At 64.3% G+C, this 22,368-nt stretch carries 22 protein-coding genes; 11 read left to right on the plus strand and 11 right to left on the minus strand.

All coding sequences use genetic code 11. The features are described from left to right. Positions 1 to 64: 64 nt before the first annotated feature. A complete protein-coding gene (locus tag NRG23_RS06275) occupies positions 65 to 718 on the plus strand; it encodes a DUF2931 family protein (protein ID WP_257374041.1) in 654 nt (217 codons plus the stop codon). Positions 719 to 740: 22 nt separating this feature from the next. Here the strand turns inward: NRG23_RS06275 and NRG23_RS06280 are convergent, their stop codons facing one another. From NRG23_RS06280 to NRG23_RS06300, 5 genes are all read right to left on the minus strand, one after another. Beyond that, positions 741 to 1,556 (minus strand): CoA ester lyase, encoded by an 816-nt coding sequence (locus NRG23_RS06280; RefSeq protein ID WP_257374042.1) that lies wholly within the window; start codon positions 1,554 to 1,556, stop codon positions 741 to 743. A gap of 200 nt (positions 1,557 to 1,756) precedes the next feature. After that, a complete protein-coding gene (locus NRG23_RS06285) occupies positions 1,757 to 2,962 on the minus strand; it encodes a CaiB/BaiF CoA-transferase family protein (RefSeq protein ID WP_257374043.1) in 1,206 nt (401 codons plus the stop codon). Between the two features lie 20 nt (positions 2,963 to 2,982). Beyond that, positions 2,983 to 4,332 (minus strand): MmgE/PrpD family protein, encoded by a 1,350-nt coding sequence (locus NRG23_RS06290; protein ID WP_028682706.1) that lies wholly within the window; start codon positions 4,330 to 4,332, stop codon positions 2,983 to 2,985. 10 nt (positions 4,333 to 4,342) lie between these two features. Next, entirely contained in the window at positions 4,343 to 5,506 is a 1,164-nt protein-coding gene (locus NRG23_RS06295; RefSeq protein ID WP_257374044.1) for an acyl-CoA dehydrogenase family protein, read from the minus strand. A 21-nt stretch (positions 5,507 to 5,527) separates the two neighbouring features. Continuing rightward, a complete protein-coding gene (locus tag NRG23_RS06300) occupies positions 5,528 to 6,370 on the minus strand; it encodes a MaoC family dehydratase N-terminal domain-containing protein (protein ID WP_172833381.1) in 843 nt (280 codons plus the stop codon). A gap of 136 nt (positions 6,371 to 6,506) precedes the next feature. Here NRG23_RS06300 and NRG23_RS06305 point away from each other — a divergent pair, with 136 nt between their 5' ends. After that, complete coding sequence (locus NRG23_RS06305; protein WP_016701834.1) at positions 6,507 to 7,394, plus strand: LysR family transcriptional regulator; 888 nt, start codon at positions 6,507 to 6,509, stop codon at positions 7,392 to 7,394. A gap of 132 nt (positions 7,395 to 7,526) precedes the next feature. Further along, the gene (locus NRG23_RS06310; protein WP_257374051.1) at positions 7,527 to 8,093 is read left to right on the plus strand and encodes a GNAT family N-acetyltransferase; all 567 of its coding nucleotides are present in this window, start codon (positions 7,527 to 7,529) and stop codon (positions 8,091 to 8,093) included. Positions 8,094 to 8,100: 7 nt separating this feature from the next. Here NRG23_RS06310 and NRG23_RS06315 read toward each other — a convergent pair whose 3' ends face one another. Then, positions 8,101 to 8,391 (minus strand): zinc ribbon domain-containing protein, encoded by a 291-nt coding sequence (locus NRG23_RS06315; protein ID WP_009048527.1) that lies wholly within the window; start codon positions 8,389 to 8,391, stop codon positions 8,101 to 8,103. A 147-nt stretch (positions 8,392 to 8,538) separates the two neighbouring features. Between NRG23_RS06315 and NRG23_RS06320 the strand changes: the two genes are divergently transcribed. From NRG23_RS06320 to NRG23_RS06330, 3 genes are all read left to right on the plus strand, one after another. Then, positions 8,539 to 9,024 (plus strand): GFA family protein, encoded by a 486-nt coding sequence (locus tag NRG23_RS06320; protein WP_110175135.1) that lies wholly within the window; start codon positions 8,539 to 8,541, stop codon positions 9,022 to 9,024. Positions 9,025 to 9,128: 104 nt separating this feature from the next. Further along, positions 9,129 to 9,380: a hypothetical protein gene (locus NRG23_RS06325; RefSeq protein WP_124354891.1), complete on the plus strand. Its 252-nt coding sequence runs from the start codon at positions 9,129 to 9,131 to the stop codon at positions 9,378 to 9,380. A gap of 6 nt (positions 9,381 to 9,386) precedes the next feature. Continuing rightward, the gene (locus NRG23_RS06330; protein ID WP_257374054.1) at positions 9,387 to 10,202 is read left to right on the plus strand and encodes a MipA/OmpV family protein; all 816 of its coding nucleotides are present in this window, start codon (positions 9,387 to 9,389) and stop codon (positions 10,200 to 10,202) included. Between the two features lie 208 nt (positions 10,203 to 10,410). Here the strand turns inward: NRG23_RS06330 and NRG23_RS06335 are convergent, their stop codons facing one another. The 3 genes from NRG23_RS06335 to NRG23_RS06345 all read right to left on the minus strand — a co-directional run bounded on the left by NRG23_RS06335 (position 10,411) and on the right by NRG23_RS06345 (position 13,180). Then, positions 10,411 to 11,694: an ATP-binding protein gene (locus NRG23_RS06335; protein ID WP_110175137.1), complete on the minus strand. Its 1,284-nt coding sequence runs from the start codon at positions 11,692 to 11,694 to the stop codon at positions 10,411 to 10,413. Then, positions 11,695 to 12,402, minus strand: a complete 708-nt coding sequence (locus NRG23_RS06340; protein ID WP_009048522.1) for a winged helix-turn-helix domain-containing protein — start codon at positions 12,400 to 12,402, stop codon at positions 11,695 to 11,697. Between the two features lie 172 nt (positions 12,403 to 12,574). Further along, positions 12,575 to 13,180, minus strand: a complete 606-nt coding sequence (locus NRG23_RS06345) for a tRNA-(ms[2]io[6]A)-hydroxylase (protein WP_028682700.1) — start codon at positions 13,178 to 13,180, stop codon at positions 12,575 to 12,577. A gap of 239 nt (positions 13,181 to 13,419) precedes the next feature. Between NRG23_RS06345 and NRG23_RS06350 the strand changes: the two genes are divergently transcribed. Then, a complete protein-coding gene (locus NRG23_RS06350) occupies positions 13,420 to 14,283 on the plus strand; it encodes a universal stress protein (protein WP_009048520.1) in 864 nt (287 codons plus the stop codon). A 100-nt stretch (positions 14,284 to 14,383) separates the two neighbouring features. On the opposite strand, the gene NRG23_RS06355 is transcribed toward NRG23_RS06350, so the two are convergent. Beyond that, positions 14,384 to 14,854, minus strand: coding sequence for a DUF1289 domain-containing protein (locus NRG23_RS06355; protein WP_009043436.1), 471 nt, complete (start codon positions 14,852 to 14,854; stop codon positions 14,384 to 14,386). Between the two features lie 510 nt (positions 14,855 to 15,364). On the opposite strand from NRG23_RS06355, the gene acnB reads away from it, so the two are divergent. The 4 genes from acnB to NRG23_RS06375 all read left to right on the plus strand — a co-directional run bounded on the left by acnB (position 15,365) and on the right by NRG23_RS06375 (position 20,961). Continuing rightward, positions 15,365 to 17,965 carry a bifunctional aconitate hydratase 2/2-methylisocitrate dehydratase gene (gene acnB, locus NRG23_RS06360; protein ID WP_009048519.1) on the plus strand — a complete coding sequence of 867 codons (2,601 nt, stop codon included), beginning with the start codon at positions 15,365 to 15,367 and terminating at the stop codon, positions 17,963 to 17,965. 358 nt (positions 17,966 to 18,323) lie between these two features. Beyond that, the gene (locus NRG23_RS06365) at positions 18,324 to 19,205 is read left to right on the plus strand and encodes an alpha/beta fold hydrolase (RefSeq protein WP_124313334.1); all 882 of its coding nucleotides are present in this window, start codon (positions 18,324 to 18,326) and stop codon (positions 19,203 to 19,205) included. A gap of 340 nt (positions 19,206 to 19,545) precedes the next feature. Beyond that, a complete protein-coding gene (locus tag NRG23_RS06370; RefSeq protein WP_016701827.1) occupies positions 19,546 to 20,271 on the plus strand; it encodes an autoinducer binding domain-containing protein in 726 nt (241 codons plus the stop codon). Positions 20,272 to 20,301: 30 nt separating this feature from the next. Next, positions 20,302 to 20,961: an acyl-homoserine-lactone synthase gene (locus tag NRG23_RS06375; RefSeq protein WP_257374058.1), complete on the plus strand. Its 660-nt coding sequence runs from the start codon at positions 20,302 to 20,304 to the stop codon at positions 20,959 to 20,961. On the opposite strand, the gene NRG23_RS06380 is transcribed toward NRG23_RS06375, so the two are convergent. Next, entirely contained in the window at positions 20,943 to 22,223 is a 1,281-nt protein-coding gene (locus NRG23_RS06380) for a serine/threonine transporter (RefSeq protein WP_009048515.1), read from the minus strand. The two genes, NRG23_RS06375 and NRG23_RS06380, sit on opposite strands and share 19 nt — an antisense overlap. Between the last annotated feature and the right edge of the window lie 145 nt (positions 22,224 to 22,368).

Genomic DNA, 22,368 nt, shown 5'->3' on the forward strand with positions numbered 1-22,368 from the left:
TTCTGATATCGAAGCGCTGCTCAATAATCACGTTCCCTCACGTACCTGACTGGACGCTTTGGTAATGAGAGTATTCATCGCCCTGCTGGGTGCACTGCTGTTGACTAGCTGCCAGGCCAGCGACCCACTTTCAGGAAAAAACGACCCCAAAAACCCTTGGTGGGAACTTGGATTTACCGAACCCTATTACATGAAAGTCTGGGTTGAAGACAGCACGGTAGAGGACATCAACGGAAAACAGTTTCACCGCACTGGTGGGACTGCTGCGGGTGGCCGCCCTGGTTACGAAAAGGAATGGGCCAGAGGCTGGGACGGAGTTGGTATCGATGGCAAATCCGTGGTGGGTGCCGACCTGCCCAAACGCATTTTCGTGCGCTGGCAATCGGTGGTTGAACCGCAAACCTATCGGGTATGGGTCGATATCCCGGAAGAGGCCCGACAGATCATGCGCAAGACCACGGCCCGTCGGTGCCCGGAAACGCCACAGCAAACCGCCAGCTATATGGCCTCAGTCAATCTAGGGCTGGCGCCGGGAGGCATTGTCCAGGTCTGGGTAAGAGATGAATGTCATCACCCAATCAAAGTCACCCGCGTCCAAGCTGAAGTTGAACCATTAGGACCGAGTCAAGGCAAAACCAATGGCCGTTACGCCTACCAGATCAGTGAAGGGTCCAAACGCTACATAGAGAAGTACGGCATTCCCTACGGCAGTTGGTAACGCGCCGACCAGGTTGCGGCTGTCACGGGTTCAGCGCCAGCAGTCGCTGCGCTCGCAGCAATACCGGCGCATCGACCATCTGGCCGTCGATCTGGTAGGCGCCAGCGCCGTGGCTGCCGGCGTCCACCACCCGTTGCGCCCAGGCCAGGTCCTCGGCGCTGGGGGCCAGGGCCTGGTGGATCACCGGCACCTGTTTCGGGTGGATGCACAAGGCGCCGCCGAAGCCCATTTCGTAGGCGTGGCGGATGGAGTGGCGCAAACCTTGCGGATCGTCGATGGCCGGGTGCACGCCATCCAGCGGCGCGACCAACCCGGCGGCGCGCGAATGCAGGATCAGCGCCAGCCGCGCCTGGTCCAGGGCGAACTGCGCCGCCGCCGAACCGCTGCTGAGGTTGAGGTCCAGCGCCAGGTCCAGGCCGCCGAAAGACAGGCGCTGCACCGCAGGAGCCCGGGCGATTTCCGCCAGGGCCAGTAGCCCGCACGCGCTTTCGATGATCGGCCAGATCTGCTTGCCAGTAGCCGCCACGGTCGCCACCTGGGCGGCGCTTTCGACCTTGGGCAGCAGGATGCCGACGACCCCGGCGTGACGCTTGCAGAACACCAGGTCGGCGGCATGCTCGGCATGTTCCGGGGCATTGACCCGTACCCACAGCCTGACCTGGGGCTGGCTGCTGAGGAACTGCTCGAGGTTGTCCCGGGCCTGGCGCTTGAGCGGCTCTTCCACGGCGTCCTCGAAATCGACGATCACCGCATCGGCGCCGCTGGCCAGGGCCTTGCCGAAACGCTCGGGACGGCTGCCCGGCACGAACAAGGCAGAACGGACAATAGGGTTGGGCATGTTGAATTCCTTGTATGTGATACGGGGCCGCTCCCGAACACCGGGACACGACAGATTTCCTCTTCTGTAGGAGCGAGCGGGCGGCGATCCGACTTGCCCGCGATGAGGCCCGCAAGATCGATGCAACCCCCAAGGGCCCCATCGCCAGCAATCGAGCGTCGACCGGCTGCTCCTACAGAAGCCGTGCAAGCCTGCAGGTCTCAGATCACGCCGTTGGCCTGCAGCTGTTCGATGGCCTCGGCGGACAGGCCCAGTTCGGCGAGGATCGCGCCGCTGTGCTGGCCCAGCCCCGGGACGCCGTCCATGCGCGGTTCGAACGCGGCGTTGCGCGCCGGCGGCAGCAGCGACGGCAGCTTGCCGGCCGGGCTGTCCACCTCGCGCCAGCCGTCGCGGGCCTTGAGTTGCGGGTGCTGCCACACGCCCTGCATGCCGTTGACCCGGGCACTGGCGATCTGCGCCTGTTCCAGCCGCTCGATCACCGCCTCCACCGTCAGCCGGGCGAAGCTGTCGACAATGATCTGGCGCAGCGCCTCGCGATTGGCCGAGCGCTTGAAGTTGGCCGAGAAGCGCTCGTCGCCGGCCAGCTCCGGCAACAACAGCACCTTGTCGCAGAACGCCGCCCATTCGCGCTCGTTCTGCAAACCGAGCATCACCGTGCCGCCGTCCCCCGCCGGAAACGGCCCGTAGGGGTAGATGGTCGAGTGCGCCGCGCCGGCCCGGGGCGGTGGCGGCGCGCCGTCGAAGGCGTAGTACATCGGGTAGCCCATCCATTCCACCAGGCTTTCCAGCATGCTCACGTCGATGCGGCTGCCCTGCCCGGTCCTGCCGCGCAGCAACAGCGCCGAAAGAATGCCGCTGTAGGCGTACATGCCGGCAGCGATGTCGGCGATCGAGCAGCCGGCCTTGGCCAGTTGCTCCTCGCCCGGGCCGCCGGTCACCGACAGGAACCCGCCCTCGCTCTGGATCAGCAGGTCATAGGCCTTTTTCTTCTCATAGGGGCCGCCCTCGCCATAACCGGAAATGTCGCAGACGATCAGCCGCGGAAAACGCTGATGCAGCGCCTCGAACGACAGGCCCATGCGCGCCGCCGCGCCCGGCGCGAGGTTCTGCACCAGCACGTCGGCCTGGGCCAGCAGGCTTTGCAGAATGTCGCCGGCGGCGTCCTGCTTGAGGTCCAGGGTCAGGCTTTCCTTGGAGCGGTTGGTCCAGACGAAATGCGAGGCCAGGCCGCGCACGCGCTCGTCGTAGCCGCGGGCAAAATCGCCGCTGCCGGGGCGCTCGACCTTGATCACCCGGGCGCCCAGGTCGGCCAGTTGGCGGGTGCAGAACGGTGCGGCGATGGCGTGTTCCAGGCTGACCACGGTGATGCCGTCCAGCGGCCGGGGTTGTGTTGTATTGAGTGTCATAAAGCGTCCTCGGGGCGGGCTCAGAGCAGTTCGTTCAGTCGCGCGCTGTCGCGCAGGTTCCATACCTGGCGGATCAGGGCCGCGCCCTGCTCCGCCGTGCGTGCGCCGGAGAAGCGCAGCAGGCGCTGGAACTTGTCTTCCAGCTCCGCCCGCGACAGGCCATTGCCCGGATCGCCCTTGGGCTCGTCGATGGCGCCGTGCAAGGTACGACCGTCGTCGGTGCTGACCACTACCCGGCCAAGCCAGCGTTGCGGGTAAGCGCGGTCGACCTCGGGGTCGAGGACCATCGACACCTTGTCGCGAAACGCCGCCACCGCCGGATCGTTCAGCGCCAGCTCATGGAACTCCGGCAGCCCGGCCTTGCCATGCACGGCGATCAGGCCGAGCACGGTGCCCATGGAGAACTTGGCCTGGTGCACGGTCTGCGGCACGCTCACCCGCCCCAGCACATCGATGGCGCCCTGGTGCACGCGGGTTTCCACCCGGGCGATCTGCCCATGGCTGAGGCCTTCGCGCTGCATCAGCGCCAGCAAGGCATCGGCGGCCGGATGGGTATGGCGGCAGGAGGCGTGGAACTTGAACGAGGTCTCCAGCAAGGCCCAACGCGAACCGAGCCGATCGGACAGCCTGCTCGGCTCGGCATCCCAGGACATGCCCGCGGCCATGCCCTGCTCACCTTCGAGAATATTGCGCGCGCCGGTCAGCCCGTCGCGGGTCAGGTAGGCGGCGAGCAGCCCGTCGGCCGCGGCCTTGGCCGTGTGCAGCTGCTTGGAATCCGCGGCGTCGCGCAAGAACTCCCAGAGCCCGGCAGCCTGGGTCCCGGCGCTGCCCAGCAGGTCGATGAACTGCGCCTGGTCGAAGTCCATCAGCTTGCCCACCGCCACCGCAGCGGCGAGGGTGCCGACGGTGGCCGTGGTGTGGAAGATCCGGTAATGGGAACGGCCCATGAACTCGCCGATACGGATCCCCGCCTCGTAGCCGGCCACCGCCGCCAGCAGCAGATCCTGGCCGGACTTGCCCAGGTCCTGGGCCGCCGCCAGGGCCGCCGGGAACACCACGGTGGCCGGGTGCAACACCGAGCTGTTGTGCAGGTCGTCCTGCTCCACCAGATGGGAAGACGCGGCGTTCACCAGGGCAGCGAAATAGGCCGAGCTGCCGCGACCGTTGACCAGGATCCGCGCCGGGCCATCGGCCGGGCCCATATGCCGGGCGTAACGCTCGAACAACGGAATCGGATGCGCGCCCTGGCTGGCCAGGGCGGAACCGAGCCAGTCGAGGAACAGCTCTTCAGTGCGCGCCAGCACGCTGTCGGGCAGCTGCGGGTAACTCAGGCCGGCAAGGAACCCGGCCAAGGCTTGGGTATGGCTCATGCTCGGTTCCTCAGAAGCTGCGCGGCAGTTCGAGCAGGTGCTCGGCGACGTAGGACAGGATCAGGTTGGTGGAGATCGGCGCCACCTGGTACAGGCGGGTCTCGCGGAACTTGCGCTCGACGTCGTATTCATTGGCGAAGCCGAAACCGCCGTGGGTCTGCAGGCAGGCATTGGCCGCTTCCCACGAGGCCTTGGCCGCCAGGTACTTGGCCATGTTGGCACTGGCCCCGGCGTTGCCGCCGCTGTCGTATTCCTCGCAGGCGCGCCAGCGCATCAAGTCGGCGGCCTCGATCTCGATATGGGCTTCGGCGATGGGGAACTGCACGCCCTGGTTCTGCCCGATCGGCCGGCCGAACACCACGCGGTCGCGGGCGTACTGGCTGGCCTTCTCGATAAACCAGCGGCCGTCGCCGATGCACTCGGCGGCAATCAGGGTGCGCTCGGCGTTGAGGCCGTCGAGGATGTAGCGGAAACCCTTGCCTTCCTCACCGATCAGGCTGTCGGCGGGGATTTCCAGGTTGTCGAAGAACAGCTCGTTGGTCTCGTGGTTGACCATGTTGGCGATCGGCTGCACGGTCAGGCCGTGGCCGATGGCTTCGCGCAGGTCGACCAGGAAGATCGACATGCCCTCGGACTTCTTCTTGACCTCGGCCAGCGGCGTGGTGCGCGCCAGCAGGATCATCAGGTCGGAATGCTGGATGCGCGAGATCCACACCTTCTGCCCATTGATCACGTACTTGTCGCCACGCTTGATCGCGGTGGTCTTGATCTTGGTGGTGTCGGTGCCGGTGGTGGGCTCGGTGACGCCCATCGATTGCAGGCGCAGTTCGCCGCTGGCGAGTTTCGGCAGGTAGAAGCGCTTCTGCGCTTCGCTGCCGTGCCGCAGCAGGGTGAACATGTTGTACATCTGCCCGTGCACGGTGCCGGAGTTGCCGCCGCAGCGGTTCACCTCCTCGAGGATTACCGAGGCTTCGGCCAGGCCCAGGCCGGAGCCGCCGTATTCGGCCGGGATCATCGCCGCCAGCCAGCCGGCGTCGGTCAGGGCCTTGACGAAGCTTTCCGGAAAGCCTTTTTCTTCATCGATCCGGCGCCAGTAGGCGGCATCGAACTCGGCGCACAACGCCCGCACGCCTTCACGGATGGCATTCAATTCTTCATTGCTGCTGGGGTTCATCGAACGGCTCTCCGCCTGTGGTTATTGTTGTGGGATCGGGTCGAACAACACTTCGCCGCGCTGGGCCAGGCCGGCGTCGTTGCCGGCCCAGAGTTCGGCGACGCCGGGGCGGACGATGCGCCCGCCGACCTCGAACGGCTGCGGCGCGATCAACGGCCGCAGGCCGCGATAAGCGAAGCGCCGCAACCGGGCCCCGGGATGGGCGCGGCAGAACGCCCGCAGGCTGAGGGTGGCGATCAATGGGCCGTGCACCACCAGCCCCGGATACCCTTCGGTCTCGGTGACGTAGGGAAAGTCGTAATGGATGCGATGGCCGTTGAAGGTCACGGCGCTGTAGCGGAACAGCAGGGTCGGGCTGGGCTCGACAGGCTCGCGCCAGTCGCCCTGGATCAATGGCTCGCCGCTGGCTTGCTTGGGCGGGGTCGGCTCGCGATAGACGATGTCCTGCTCTTCGCGAATCGCCAGGCGACCGTCCTGGGAATACTCATGGCGCACCGTGACGAACAGCAGCGCGCCGGTGCGCCCGGTCTTTTCCTCGACATGGCTGATGGTCGACACACAGTCCGCGGCGAAACCGGCGCGCAACGGCTCGAAGAACTCCAGGCGGCCACCGGCCCACATGCGGTTGCGATTGGCCGCCGGCGGCAGGAAGCCGCCACGGGCCGGATGGCCGTCGCCGCCCAGGGCGCTTTCGGCCAACGGCTCCTGGAAAAAGCACCATTGCCACAGCGGCGGCAAGGCCTCGCCATGGGCCGGCGCGGGTTCGCCGAAGGTCGCGGCGATGCGTTTGAGCAGGTTGTCGCTGAGCAGGTCTCGGGCTTGCTGGCTTCGGCCTATCCAGGCGCTGGGGTCGGTCACGCTCATCGGGTCGGGTCCTGTTGCAGTGATGGTGCGCCCGATCATGCAAGCCGCTGTGCGTTCTGAGAATTTGCATTTCAATAAACCGGCGTTCGGTTATGCTGAACGCCGCTTTGACCCTCTTCCCTCCCAGGAGCCGCCCATGCATTTCGATCTGGCCGACCTGCGCCTGTTTATCCATATCGCCGAATCGCCGAGCCTGACCCAGGGCGCCAAGCGCGCCTTTCTCTCACCGGCGGCGGCCAGCGCGCGGATCAAGGCCCTGGAAAGCCAACTCGAAACCCGCCTGCTGTACCGCGACAGCCGCGGCGTCGAAGTCACTCCGGCGGGCGAGCGCCTGTTACAGCATGCGCGGCTGATCATGCGCCAGGTGGATTACCTGAAAAGCGAGTTCACCCAATACGGCGGCGACTCCACCGGGCATATGCGCATCTTCGCCAACACCACGGCGGTCACCGAATTCCTCCCGGAAATCCTCGCCGGCTTTCTGTCGAAACGCCCGGGGGTCACGGTGGACCTGCAGGAGCGCCTGTCCCGGGACATCGTGCGTGGCGTGCTCGACGGCACCGCCGACATGGGCATCATCGCCGGCCCGGTGGAAGCCAGCGGCCTGCAGGTCCTGCATTTCAGCACCGACCACCTGGTGCTGATCCTGCCGGTCGACCACCCGCTGGCGACGCAGCCGGCGGTGACCCTGGAGCAGACCCTGGCCTACCAGCACATCGGCCTGCACGAAGGCAGCACCTTGCTGAGTTTTTTGCGCGAACACGTGGAGCGCACCGGCAAGCAGTTGTCGCTGCGGATCCAGGTGTCGAGCTTCGAAGCGGTGTGCCGCATGGTCGAGGCCGGCGTCGGTATCGGCATCATTCCCGAGTCGGCCGCCATCCGGCACAGCCACACCATGCAGCTGGTGACGGTGAAACTCGACGAGGCCTGGGCGGTGCGCGAGCGCAGCATCATCGTCCGTGAGCTGGAGGCCCTGCCCGGCACCGTGCGGGCGCTGATCGCCACCTTGATGCCCGAGGCCTGATGGTCGCGGCCAACCTGCCTCCTGGCGCAAAACCCTCCGCGACACCGCGGCGCGTTGACCTGAATCAAGGGCCTGGCGCCTGACAGGTGTGAATGTTCAGGCAATCCTCTGCACCTTCACGGAGACTTGCCCATGACCAGCACCGCCATCCATACGCCTGCCCTGGCCGCCTTCGCTCAACAGAAAGGCGAACACTGGATAGACGCCCTCAACGACGGCAGCCCGGTGCTGATCCGCCCGCTGCGCGCCGAAGACCGCGACCGGGAAAAGGCCTTTATCGAGAACCTCTCGCCGGCCACCCGGCACCACCGCTTCCTCGGGGAAGTCAAGGAAGTCGGCGAGGCCCTGCTCAGCCAGCTGATGGACGTCGACGGCAGCGAGCGCGTGGCTTACGTGGCGCTGGTCCACGACAACGGCTCGCTGCGGGAAATCGGCATCAGCCGCTACGCCACCATCGGCGCGGAAGCGGACACCTGTGAATTTGCCGTGACCGTGGCCGACGAGTGGCAGCACCAGGGCCTGGACGCCTTGCTCATGCGCCATCTGATCGCCCGGGCCAAGGACCAGGGCTTCAAGCAGATGTACTCCCTGGATTGCCCCGCCAACCACCGCATGCGCGAACTGTCGGCGACCCTGGGCTTCAGTCGCGCCATCGACCCGGACGATGCGACCCAGGTCCGCTACCACCTGGCGCTGTAAGCCAGCCTCAGCCCGCCGCCCCGCCACACTGCGCACAAAACCGCGCACCGGCGGCCAGCGTGCTGCCGCACTGGCGGCACGCGGCCGGCTGCAACGAAGTCCCGCATTGCTGGCAAAACCGCGCCCTGGCCGCATTGTTCGCCCCGCAGTCCGGACACAGCGGGCCGCCCGCGGGCGGCACTGCGCCACCTGCGCGCTGGCCATGCCCGCTGCCATGCCCATTACTGTGGTGCCCACCCTGATAACCGCCATGCCCACGGCCCCGATGGCCGCCCAGCAAACGTTCGAGAAAGCTCATGTCGATCACTCCTGATAAAGAGAGTCGACAGTAAAAAGCCTGAAGTAGCTACAGGGTCAACCCGGCGCCGACCAGCGCCCATGGCGAACGCTCCAGCCGACAGCGGCTAGGCTGACGGTCATAACCCATGGATCGTCGGAGGTCGTCATGCAACTCGAAGGTTCCTGCCATTGCGGCGCTGTCCACTTCAGCCTGAACAGCGCCCACCCCTACCCTTATCAACGCTGCTACTGCTCGATCTGCCGCAAGACCCAGGGCGGCGGTGGGTATGCGATCAACCTCGGCGGCGATGCCGCCAGCCTGAAAGTCCGCGGCCGCCAGCACATCTCGATCTACCACGCGCTGCTCAGGGAACCCGGCAAACGCGCCCGGCGCAGCAGCGCCGAACGGCATTTCTGCAGCCGCTGCGGCTCCGGGTTGTGGCTGTTCAGCCCGCAGTGGCCGGAACTGATCCATCCCTTTGCCTCGGCCATCGACACACCGTTGCCGATACCGCCGGAACACACCCACCTGATGCTCGACTCCAGGGCGCCCTGGGTGGAGATCGACTGGCATCCCCACGACCTGCAATTCGCCCATTACCCCGAGGAATCCATCGCTCAGTGGCATGAGCGCCTGGACCTGGAACGCTAAGCGCCGGGCATTCACAGTCTTTGACAGTTTTGCGACAAAGCTGCCAAAGATTGCCCGCGCCCGCGTCCCTAGCATGAGCGCATCCATTTCCCCACGGGTGCGTCATGTACGGTCGGTTCTTCACGCTCTTCATCGGTGTGCTGCTCGGTGGCCTCAGCTGCCAGGGCACGCCGCCCACGGCCCCCACGCCCAGCGTCGAACCGCCGCCTGAAATCGCCACGCCACCTAAGACCGCCCTGCGCGCCGAACCGGCTCCTGTCGTCCCGGCGCGCAAGGTCGCCCAGCGACCGCGCGATGGCCTGGGCAGCTCCTATTCCACCCCCAACGACCATTCCCACACCCTGCTGAGTTTCTAGCCGCCGATGAAGACCTCGATCCGTCCGAAAACCTTGCGCCTGTCCCTTGCTGCGCTGCCTCTGGCTTCGCTGTGCCTGCTCACGTCCAGCGGCCCGCTCTACGCCGCGGACTGGCAATACCAACTACAAGCCGGCGCCGCCAGCCTGCCGCGCTACAGCGGCAGCGACGAACGCACAGTCGCGCCGATCCTGGGCGGCGCAATCGTCAGCCCCTACGGGGTGTTCCTCAATACCGAGCAGGGCCTTGGCTGGGGCCATGAATGGGGCGACCTGGCGTTCAGCACCTGGGTCGGCCCCAGCGAAGCACGCAAGGACCGCAAGAGCGGCTACAAGGGTTCGGACCATCTGGCCGGCATGGGCTCGATCAAGTCCCGCGCACAGTTCGGCGCCCACCTGGGCTACACCCTGGGCACCGTGGAGCTCGGGGCCACGCTGCAGCATGCGCTGAAGAAGAATGACGACCCGGACACCGACTCGGCCTACAACCACCTGCAACTGAGCATTGGCAGCACGCTGTATGAAGGCCGCTACGGCCGCCTCGAAGGCAGCCTCAACAGCCAGTTCGGCGACGGCGACTACCTGCACACCTGGTATGGCGTCAGCACGGCCCAGGCCGGCAGGACCCGTTTCGCAGCCTATCGCCCCAAGGGCGGCTTTCTCAGCCGGGGCGGCGACCTGACCTGGACAGTGCCGGTCAGCGAACAGATGAACGTGTCGACGGTGCTGGCGCTGCAGTACCTGGGGCGGGAGGCGGCGGACAGCCCGATTGTCGAGCGGCGGATGCAGACGTCGCTGGCGACCACGCTGGAGTACAGCTTTTAAGCGGTGTTGGTCGTTCTGACGCTATCGCGGGCAAGTCGGATCGCCGCCCGCTCGCTCCTACAGAACCGCGTGCTTCTGTAGGAGCGAGGCTTGCCCGCGATGACCACGACGCGGACCGCCTGATCCACCGCGTTATCGTTCATCGCGCGCAAGCTGCGCTCCTACAGAAGCATGCGCAATTCCGCGGGTATGTGCCTATGGGCCGGGGCTACTCGAGCTGCGCCCAGGTCATGCGAAACGACGCGCCGCCCCACTGCGAATCCGTCACCTCGACCTGGCCGCCGTGGGACTGCGACACCCGCCGCACCAGCGCCAGGCCAAGGCCGAAGCCGCCGGTGCGGCGGTCGCGGCTGGCGTCGAGCCGGGAGAACGGCTCGAAGATTTTCTTGCGTCCTTCCACCGGCACGCCCGGGCCGTCGTCGTTGACCTGGACTTCATAACCCTGCCCGACCCGCACCAGGGACACCTCGACGCGCCGCTCGGCGTAGCGAATGGCGTTGCGCAGCAGGTTGATCACCGCCCGCGCCATGAACCGCGGCTCGATGCTGATGCACTCGACCTCGCAGGCGCGGATCAGGATCTGTACCCCCGCCGCTTCCGCCTCCAGGGCGACACTGCCGACCACGCTGTCGAGCCAGCTGTGGGCCTGGATAGTCTCGCGGTTGATCACCGTGGCGCCGTGTTCCAGGCTGGCATAGGTCAGCAGTTCGGAGACCATTTCCTCCAGCTCGCCGAGGTCGGCGTACATGTCGGCGATCAGCTCGCGGTTGTGTTTCGGATCGGACTGCTTGAGCTGGTCGAGTTCGAACGACAGGCGGGCGATGGGCGTGCGCAGCTCATGGGACACCGCGTTGGTCAGCTCGCGCTGATTGGCGATCAGGCCTTCGATGCGGCTGGCCATGCGGTTGAAGTGCTCGGCCAGCTCGCGAATGTTCGAGCGCCGCGACAGGTGCAGGCGCGTACTCAGGTCGTTGTCGCCGAACCGTTCGGCCGCCAGCCGCAGTTGCTCCAGATCGCGCCAGTGCGGGCGCACCCAGAAATACAGGACGATGCCCACCAGCGTAGCGAGGAGAAAATAGGCCGCGGTGGTATAGAAGCGGGTCAGCGAGGGCTCTTCCGGCAACTTGATGCTGAGCAATTGCGGACCCTGGTCGATGCTGGCGATAAACTCGGTGAACGCTTGCCGCACCACCAACTGGTTGGAGGCCAGCAAGGCCTGTTCGCGGGCGCTCAGGCCCAGCGCGTCGGCGTTCACCAGGCGCAACTGCAAGCCGTAGTGCGGCTGCAACGCCTGCAATTGCCGTTCGCGCTCGGCGCTGTCGAACGGCCGCAACTGTTCCACCAGGCTATAAGCCGGCCCGCGCACCGCATCGCGGTTGTAGGCTTCCAGCGGGTCTTCGAGGATGGCCGTGAAGATGTGATCGACCGCGGTGATCGCCCCGGCAAAACCTATGGCCAGGACAATGTACAAACCCAGAAACAGCCGCAGCATCTAGAGCTCCCACGCGAACGGATTGAACAGATAGCCCTTGCCCCAGATGGTCTTGATGCACACCGGCTCGCGAGGGTTGTCCTGGAGTTTGCCGCGCAGCTTGCTGATGTAGACATCGACGCTGCGGTTGAGGCCGTCGAAGGCGATGCCGCGCATGCGGTTGAGGATGTCGTCGCGGGAGAGGATCTTGCCCGCCGAACTGGCCAGCAGCCACAGCAGCTCGAACTCCATGGTGGTCAGCTCGATCGGCTCGCCGGCCAGGCGCACTTCGCGGCAACTGCGGTCGAGGGTCAGGCGGCCGAATTCCAGCGCGCCGCGCACCGTCGGCTCCGGCAACTGGCGCCGTTGCAGGGCGCGCAGGCGGGCCAGCAGCACCGCCGGCTTGATCGGCTTGATCACGTAGTCGTCGGCGCCGGACTCCAGGCCCAGGATATGGTCCAGGTCGTCTTCCTTGGCGGTGAGGATGACGATGGGCGTGTCCGCCACGTTGCGGATCTCCCGGCACACGTGCAGGCCGCTCTGGCCCGGCAGCATCAGGTCGAGGACGACGATTTTCGGCTTGAACTCGAGAAAGGCCGCCAGCGCCACATCGCCACGATGTACCGTCAGGACCTCGAAACCGTGTTGGGACAGGAAGTGCGCGATCAGCCCGGCGAGCTTCTCGTCATCTTCCACCAGCAATACTTTGCCAAGACCCGGGTTATCCATAAATACCAGTCTGAGTGCGCACAATTGGGGCGCGCATTATAGGCGGCATCGGATAAATCTGAGACCAGGGCAGACAGCAAAAACCGGCCCAGATGGCCGGTTTTCAATGATGTTTCATGCTTTTAAGAGTTTTTTACAATTTGCCCGTAGTTTTATACCGGCGTCGGCCGTTCTACAGAGCAGGCACGCCGCTGTGGAAACGGAACTCGACGTCCGGCGACTCGATCAGTTCGCGCTCGGCGGCGCGCACCTTCTCGATCACCTGGGCGATGTCCTTGGCGTCGCCGTACTGATAGGCCAGCTTCAGGTAACCCTGGAAGTGCCGGGCCTCGCTTTTCAGCAGGCCGAAGTAGAACTTGCCCAGTTCTTCGTCCAGGTGCGGCACCAGCGCCTCGAAACGCTCGCAGCTGCGGGCCTCGATAAAGGCGCCGACCACCAGGGTGTCCACCAGCTTCACCGGTTCGTGGCTGCGCACCACCTTGCGCAGGCCCGAGGCATAACGCCCGGCCGACAGCTGGCGCAGTTCGATCTTGCGCCGCTTCATCAGGCGCATGACCTGTTCGTGGTGCACCAGCTCTTCCCGGGCCAGGCGCGACATCATGTTGATCAGGTCGACATGGGAGTGGTACTTGGCGATCAGGCTCAGGGCCGTGCTGGCCGCCTTGAATTCGCAGTTCTTGTGGTCGATCAGCAGGGTTTCCTGATCCGCCAGGGCCGCCCGGACCCAGGCATCCGGCGTGCGGCAGCCGAGGAACTCATGGATTTGTGGCAGGTTCATGGCCGTCCGTCCTTTTGGGCAGCCTTGAAGATAAGGTGCTCGCAAGGCAGGACGGTGGCGACTTCAGGGATAGATAACATGGGGCTCACGGCATAAGGGTTCACGGCGAAGGGCGCCGATTATACCGGCCGCGTCGCAGACCACCAGCCGCGGCGCTTGATGTGCGTCAACAGCCACGGCGACGCGCAGCAACTATAGTTGTGCAACGTAGCCTTCATCCCTCTCTGGAGATCCCGACCATGCAAGCCATCCGCAGCATCCTGGTGGTCATCGAGCCCGAGCATTCCGAAAGCCTTGCGCTCAAGCGCGCCAAGCTGATCGCCGGGGTGACCCAGGCCCATCTGCACCTGCTGGTGTGCGACAAGAAACATGAGCATTCGGCGCTGTTGAGCGTGCTCAAGAGCAGCCTGCTGAGCGAGGGCTACAGCGTGACCACCGAGCAGGCCTGGAACGACAGCCTGCACGGCACCATCATCGACGTGCAGCAGGCCGAAGGCTGTGGCCTGGTGATCAAGCAGCACTTTGCCGACAACCCGCTGAAAAAGGCCCTGCTCACCCCCGCCGACTGGAAACTGCTGCGCTACTGCCCAAGCCCGGTGCTGCTGGTGAAAACCGCCAAGCCCTGGACCGGCGGCGTGATCCTGGCGGCCATCGACGTCGGCAATGTCGACGGCGAGCATCGCACCCTGCATGCCACCATCGTCGACCATGGTTTCGACATCGCCAGCCTGGCCAAGGCGCAGCTGCATGTGATCAGCGCCCATCCGTCGCCGATGCTGTCGGCGTCCGACCCGGTGTTCCAGCTCAAGGAAACCATCGAGGCGCGCTATCGCGAGCAGTGCAAGGCGTTCCAGGCCGAATTCGACATCGACGATACCCACCTGCATATAGAAGAAGGCCCGGCGGACGTGCTGATCCCGCACACCGCCCATGAATTGCAGGCGGCGCTGACCATCATCGGCACCGTGGCGCGCACCGGGATTTCCGGGGCGCTGATCGGCAACACCGCGGAAGTGGTGCTTGATGCCCTGGAAAGCGACGTGCTGGTGCTCAAGCCGGAGGTGATCATGGACCACCTGGAAGAGGTGGCCAGCAAGCATTGAGTGATAGGTTTACTGATAGAACGCCATCGCGAGCAAGCTCGCTTCTACAGGTTGCACATACCTTGTAGGAGCGAGCTTGCTCGCGATGCTTTTTTAGCGGTCAGGCGCCAAAGGCGTCCTTGAGAAACCCCGGGGCGATATACCGCTGGTAATGGGCTTCCGACAGGAGGAAAAACTCCCGATCGATGGCATCGCGCAACTCCGGCAGTTCCCAGTCGCGAAACTCCGGCAGCAACACCATCCCGTAGGCCTCCAGCTGGTTGATCACCCGCGCCCCGCGGGCGATCAGCTGATAGGCCCAGCAATATTCCGACTGGTGCGGCACGAAGCGGATCTTGCGCTGCTCCAGTTGCTCGCGCAGCCGCTGGGGATCGAAGACTTCCAGCTTGGCCGCCATCACCTGCACCAGCAATTGCTCGAGACGCAGCCACACCGCGTGCTTTTCTTCCTCGTTGTAGCCGTTCCAGTGGATCACTTCATGGTGGAAACGCTTGCAGCCACGGCACACCAGGTCACCGTAGACAGTGGAGCAGAGGCCGACGCAGGGGGTCTTGATCGTCTGATTGGGCATAAGTAGGCAATTGGCGGAAAAAAGCGAAACAGGCCCGCATGTTAGCCCTTTGTCTAACATTGATCACCCCTCAAACTTCAGGGGCTGAGGGTCTATTGGACTTTGGTGGCGGCCGCGACGGCATCCCGCGCCTTGCCTCGCGCACGTTGGCCCAGCAACGCGACTCGCCACCAAAGTCCAATAGACCCTGTCTTACCTTTAATTTTTTTTTGCCGTAGAATCAGCCAGCCTTTTTAGGCGCCAATGTCCGTTAGAAGCTGTTTTCAAAGCGTCACGAGCACAGTCGTTCCTTCAGAGCGGTGTTGGCGATGGGTCTTTCCAGCGGGGAAAGCCCAGCGCCAACCCTCATCAGCTCCCGTTCTGCAGGCGTAAAACTTTGAAAGCAGCTTCTGTAAGGAATTGTCGGTAATTCTGGCTAAGCGACCCAAAACGTCACGCAGCGCATGAGTACGGCAATTTCGGGATGAGCGTCCCGGACACCCATTTGGGACCACTGATGAGGGTAATACTGTGCTTGAAGCCTACCGCAAACATATCGAAGAGCGTGCAGCCCTGGGTATCGTTCCCCAGCCGCTAAACGCCGAACAAACTGCAGGCCTGGTCGAGCTGCTGAAGAATCCCCCCGCTGGCGAAGAAGCCTTCCTCGTTGACCTGATCACCAATCGCGTTCCGCCAGGAGTCGACGAAGCCGCCTATGTAAAGGCCGGTTTCCTCTCCGCGCTGGCCAAAGGCGAAGCCAAATCCCCTCTGCTGGACAAGAAGCGCGCCGTTGAACTGCTGGGCACCATGCAGGGCGGCTACAACATCGTGACCCTGGTCGAGCTGCTGGACGACGCCGAGCTGGCGCCGGTCGCGGCCGCACAGCTCAAGCACACCCTGTTGATGTTCGATGCCTTCCACGACGTCGCGGAAAAAGCCAAGAACGGCAACGTTCACGCCCAAGCCGTACTGCAATCCTGGGCCGACGGCGAGTGGTTCAAGAACCGCCCGGTACTGGCCGACAAGATCAGCCTGCGCGTGTTCAAGGTGACTGGCGAAACCAACACCGACGACCTGTCCCCTGCCCCGGACGCCTGGTCCCGTCCTGACATCCCGCTGCACGCCCTGGCCATGCTGAAAATGGCCCGTGACGGCATCGTTCCGGACCAGCAAGGCGCCATCGGCCCGATGAAACAGATCGAGCAGATGCGCAACGACGGCTTCCCGATCGCCTACGTCGGCGACGTGGTCGGTACCGGTTCGTCCCGTAAATCGGCAACCAACTCCGTACTGTGGTTCTTCGGCGACGACGTTCCTTACGTGCCGAACAAGCGCGCGGGCGGCTTCTGCTTCGGCAGCAAGATCGCACCGATCTTCTACAACACCATGGAAGACGCCGGCGCCCTGCCGATCGAATTCGATGTGTCGAAGATGAACATGGGCGACGTGATCGACCTGTACCCGCACGCCGGTAAAGTCACCAAGCACAACAGCGACGAAGTCCTGGCCACCTTCGAAATGAAGACCCCGGTCCTGCTCGACGAAGTCCGTGCCGGCGGTCGTATCCCGCTGATCATCGGCCGTGGCCTGACCGAGAAGGCGCGCACCGAACTGGGCCTGCCACCTTCGGACCTGTTCAAGAAGCCGGAAGCTCCGGCCGAAAGCACCAAGGGCTTCACCCTGGCGCAGAAAATGGTCGGCAAGGCGTGCGGCGTCAAAGGCGTGCGTCCAGGCACCTACTGCGAACCGAAGATGACCACCGTCGGCTCCCAGGACACCACTGGCCCGATGACCCGTGACGAACTGAAGGACCTGGCTTGCCTGGGCTTCTCCACCGACCTGGTGATGCAGTCGTTCTGCCACACCGCGGCTTATCCGAAGCCGATCGACGTCACCACCCACCACACCCTGCCTGACTTCATCATGACCCGTGGCGGCGTGTCCCTGCGTCCGGGCGACGGCATCATCCACAGCTGGCTGAACCGCATGCTGCTGCCGGACACCGTCGGCACCGGTGGCGACTCCCACACCCGTTTCCCGATCGGCATCTCGTTCCCGGCCGGTTCCGGCCTGGTGGCCTTCGCCGCCGCCACCGGCGTCATGCCACTGGACATGCCGGAATCGATCCTGGTCCGCTTCAAGGGCAAGCTGCAGCCTGGCGTCACCCTGCGTGACCTGGTCCACGCCATCCCTTACTACGCGATCCAGAAAGGCCTGCTGACCGTCGAGAAGAAAGGCAAGAAGAACGCCTTCTCCGGCCGCATCCTGGAGATCGAAGGTCTGGAAACCCTGACCGTCGAGCAAGCCTTCGAACTGTCCGACGCCTCGGCCGAACGTTCGGCTGCCGGTTGCACCATCAAGCTGTCCAAAGAGTCGATCGCCGAATACCTGCAGTCGAACATCACCCTGCTGCGCTGGATGATCGGCGAAGGCTACGGCGATGCCCGTACCCTGGAACGTCGCGCTCAAGCGATGGAAGCCTGGCTGGCCAACCCTGAGCTGCTGGAAGCCGACAAGGACGCCGAATACGCCGAAGTCATCGAGATCGACCTGGCCGACGTCAAGGAGCCTGTGCTCTGCGCGCCGAACGACCCGGACGACGCTCGCCTGCTCTCCAGCGTGGCTGGCGAGAAGATCGACGAAGTGTTCATCGGTTCCTGCATGACCAACATCGGTCACTTCCGCGCTGCCGGCAAACTGCTGGATCAGGTCAAGGGCCAGCTGCCAACCCGCCTGTGGCTGTCGCCGCCGACCAAGATGGACGCTCACCAGCTGACCGAAGAAGGCTACTACGGCATCTACGGCAAGGCTGGCGCGCGCATGGAAATGCCGGGCTGCTCGCTGTGCATGGGTAACCAGGCACGTGTAGAGCCGAACTCCACCGTGGTTTCGACTTCGACCCGTAACTTCCCGAACCGTCTGGGTGACGGCGCGAACGTCTACCTGGCTTCGGCCGAGCTGGCGTCCGTCGCGTCCATCCTGGGTCGCCTGCCGACCGTCGAGGAATACATGGAATACGCCGGCAAGATCGACAGCATGGCAGCGGACGTGTACCGCTACCTGAGCTTCGATCAGATCGCCGAGTTCCGTGAGGCTGCTGCGAACGCCAAGATTCCGGTGGTTCAAGCCTAAGGCTGCAAGGCAATGAAGAACGCCGCGTATCCCACGACGATACGCGGCGTTTTTTTTATCCCGGCGATCGACTCGCTAGTCGCTCTGGCAGCAGAACGCCAGGCGTCTTTGCCTACCAGATCTGGTAGTTGTTAGCCCTCCCCGCCCTTGCTAAAAATCACGCCACTGCCAACGGCACCCGACGCTCGCCCGAACGTCGAACGCTGCCCGCTTGCCACGGCCTTGGGATGACAGCTGTCAACCCGCGCCGATCGCTCAAAGCGCTCACACGACTATAAAAACATCCCGCGCACGACAGCTGGATCTCAGCTGCCGCGGACTCTTTCGCCCCGTCAAAAGCAACAAATGGAGGTGTGCTATGTGGCGTAACCATTGTGTGATCGAGAAAGCGTTCAACGACTACTGTGTGCATGTCGAACAATTGGGCAGCGACCCGCAACGCAAGACGGTGTTGCTGGTCAACGGTGCCATGGCCACCACCACCGCCTTCGCCCGCACCAGCCGCTGCCTGGCCGAACATTTCAATGTGGTGATGTTCGACCTGCCGTTCTCCGGCAACTCGCGGCCACACAACCCGGACCAGCGCCTGGTGACCAAGGACGACGAAGTGGCGATCCTGCTGGCGCTGATCGAGCGTTTCAAGGTCAACCATGTGGTGTCCACCTCCTGGGGCGGCCTGTCGACCCTGCTGGCCCTGACCCACAACCCGGGCACCGTGGAAAGCTCGGTGGTGATGTCCTTCACCCCCCTCCTCAACCCGCCGATGCTCGATTACATAAGCGGCGCCCAGGCCTTGCTGGAGCGGCAGGACAGCGGCGGGATCGGCCACCTGCTCAACGACACCCTGGGCAAGCACCTGCCACCGCGCCTGAAGGCCGCCAACCAGCTGCACATGGCCACCCTGGTGGACGCCGAGCGGCACCAGGTGCGCTTTCATATCGAACAGGCGCTCAGGCTCAACCAGGGCACCTTCGTCCAGCGCCTGGCAGCGATCGACAGCCATGTGCATTTCATCAATGGCGCGTGGGACGAATACACCCCGGCGCAGGACGCCCGGCAGTTCCGCCGTTATGTGCGCGATTGCAGCTTCGCGGTGGTCGAGGGCAGCGGGCACTTTCTCGACCTGGAATCGAGAACCGCCGCCGACGGCGTACATCGCGCCCTGCTCGCCCAGTTGCTGCCCAGCGCCCGCGAGCCGGCCACCGCTGTGGAACCCATCACCCGCCTGCGCTCTGCCTGAAACTGCCCCATCCCCCTGGCCGGAGACAGCCAGAACACTCAAGGAAAAGAGTTATGTGCATGATCGCCAGCGGTTTTGCCGGGGACGTCTTTTGCCCTTATTGGCCTGGCCAGCGCCTTTACGGTACGCAGCCACAGCGCGACATATTGACGCACCCAGGCCTTGGCCATGAGCCCCCTTGCAGAGTGCCACCGTCCGAATTGCCGGCCCCGCGCCCGGGCGGCCCGATGAAGGACGCCGGATCAGGGCAGTTGCGGAGTTTTCTATGAACTTCATGAATATTGACAGCGTATTGCCCTGGACTAGATTCCCTGACGTGCAAGGAATCAAGGCAAACGCCATGGAGAAACGACAGGATTTCATGCACTGGTGGAACGACCTGCGCATGGAGATGCTCAAGCAACAGGAGAGCGCACAGGTATTCGCGCTGCTGGAACGGGAAGTCCGGTCCCTGGGGTTTGATTTCTACGCTTACGGAGTCAGGCATTCGATCCCCTTCACCCGCCCGAAAATCGATATCTATGGCTCCTATCCGCAAGCCTGGATAGAGCGTTACCAGCAACAGAACTACGCCGCGATCGACCCGACGATCCTCAACGGCCTGCGCTCCACGGAAATGGTGGTCTGGAGCGACGCCTTGTTCGGCAAAGGCTCGGTACTGTGGGGCGAGGCCCGGGAATGGGGCTTGCGGGTGGGCGCCACCTTGCCCATCCACACGCCCGACAGCGCCCTGAGCGTGTTGTCGGTGGCCCGCGAATGCACGGCGATCAGCGCCGTGGAACTGGGCGAAATTCGCCTGCGCCTGCGCTGCATCATCGAACTGGCAACCACGCGCCTCGGCGAACTCGGGCACCCCAGCAGCCAGGTCGAACAGCTGGAGCTGAGCGCGCGCGAGCGGGAAATCCTGCAATGGACGGCCGACGGCAAGAGTTCCGGGGAGATTGCCCTGATCCTGGGCATCTCGGTGAATACCGTGAACTTCCACCTCAAGGTCATCCAGAAGAAATTCGGCGCAGCCAACAAGACCCTGGCCGCCGCCTATGCCGCCGTCCTGGGGCTGATCTGACGCTTCATTCGACGATAAGGATATCGACCCATGATCACTGTGGTTTCACGGCATGAAAGCCAGCTTTCACCGACCCTGCGCGACGACCTCGGCCGCTATCGCCATGCGGTCTTCATCAAGCAATTGGGTTGGCGACTACCCGCCGGCACCCGCGAGTGCGGGCACGAGGTCGATCAGTTCGACCATGCCGACACCCGCTACACCCTGGCGCTGGACAGCGAGGAAAAGATCCACGGCTGCGCCCGCTTGCTGCCGACCACCCAGCCCTATCTGCTGGCGGACGTGTTCGGTTTTCTCTGCGACCGGCCCTTGCCGCGGCAGCACGACACCTGGGAAATCTCGCGTTTCGCCGCCTCGGCCCTGGAAAACGGCAAGCTGCCGATGCGGGTGTTCTGGCACACCCTGCACACCGCCTGGACCCTGGGCGCGAACTCGGTGGTGGCGGTCACCACGCCGGCGCTGGAGCGTTACTTCCTGCGCCATGGCGTGGCGCTGAGCCGGCTCGGCCAGCCGCAACGGGTCAACCGCGACCACTTGCTGGCCCTGGACTTTGCGGCCTACCAGAAAAACGGCCGCGCCGCGCTTTACACGCAGTCAGCGGCCGTGGCTTCGCTGAATCAGGCATTTCTGCGCGGCAACCCACCGCCAACGCGCGGTGGGCCGCCGGCGGGTCAGGCGCTCAGGGAGTAGACCAGCGCGGTGATTGCCACCAGGCCGACCAGGGTGACGAACACGTTGGAGGCCTGGCCGCGGTAGCGGGCCATGGCCGGCACCTTGCGGATGGCGTACATCGGCATCAGGAACAGGATGGCCGCGATGATCGGGCCGCCCAGGGTTTCGATCATCCCGAGGATGCTCGGGTTGAGCGTGGCGACTATCCAGCACACCACCAGCATGAAGGCCGCGGTCATGCGGTCCAGGGCCTTGGCGCCCGGGCGGCGGCCGCTTTTCACGATCAGCCCCTTAAGGCCTTCGCTGGCGCCGATGTAATGGCCCAGGAACGACTTGGCGATGGCCACGAACGCGATCAGCGGCGCGGCGAAAGCGATGGTCGGGTTGCTGAAGTGGTTGGCCAGGTACGACAGGATCGACAGGTTCTGCGCCTTGGCTTCGGCCAGTTGGGCCGGCGACAGGGTCAGCACGCAACTGAAGACGAAGAACAGCACCATCGCCACCATCAGCAGGTGCGCGCGGGAGAGGATCTGCGAGCTGCGCTCTTCGGCGTGTGCGCCATAACGACGCTTCTGGTCCACGGCAAAGGCCGAGATGATCGGCGAATGGTTGAACGAGAACACCATGACCGGGATCGCCAGCCACAGGGTGTGCAGGAACGCCGAAGGTTCAGGCAGGGTGCTGGCGGTGCTGAGGATGCCGCCGTTCCAGTGCGGAACCAGGAACACCGCGAGGAACAGCAAGGCGACGATGAACGGGTAGACCATCAGGCTCATGGCCTTGACGATCACCTGCTCGCCGCAGCGCACCACGGCCAGCAGGCCGAGGATCAGCACCAGCGACAGCACGGCGCGCGGCGGCGGCATGATGTGCAACTGGTGCTCCATGAAGCTGCCCACGGTGTTGGTCAGGGCCACGCTGTAGATCAGCAGGATCGGGAAGATGGCGAAGAAGTAGAGCAAGGTGATCAGGGCGCCGGCCTTGATCCCGAAATGCTCTTCCACCACTTCGGTGATGTCCGCGCCGTCACGCCCGGAGAGCACGAAGCGGGTCAGGCCACGGTGGGCGAAGAAGGTCATCGGGAACGCCAGCAGCGCCAGGATCAGCAGCGGCCAGAAGCCGCCCAGGCCGGCGTTGATCGGCAAGAACAGGGTCCCTGCGCCGATGGCGGTGCCGAACAGGCCCAGCATCCAGGTAGTGTCTTGGCGATTCCAGCTCGCGAGGGTCGCTGGGGCTGCCGCTTCAAAGCGTTGATCAACGCTGTTGGCCTGATCATTCATCCGGTGGGATCTCCACATTCCGGTCATTTGCCACTCGGCCAGGACGCGTCGGAATACCCGACAGACAGAGCCCTCGCCGAAACAGGGGCGCGATTGTCCGGGATTACTCGGCAGAAGCAAAGACTTAGCTGAGGAACGGTTTGCC

This window comes from Pseudomonas sp. T8 (assembly GCF_024610635.1).
Lineage (GTDB): Bacteria > Pseudomonadota > Gammaproteobacteria > Pseudomonadales > Pseudomonadaceae > Aquipseudomonas > Aquipseudomonas chlororaphis_I.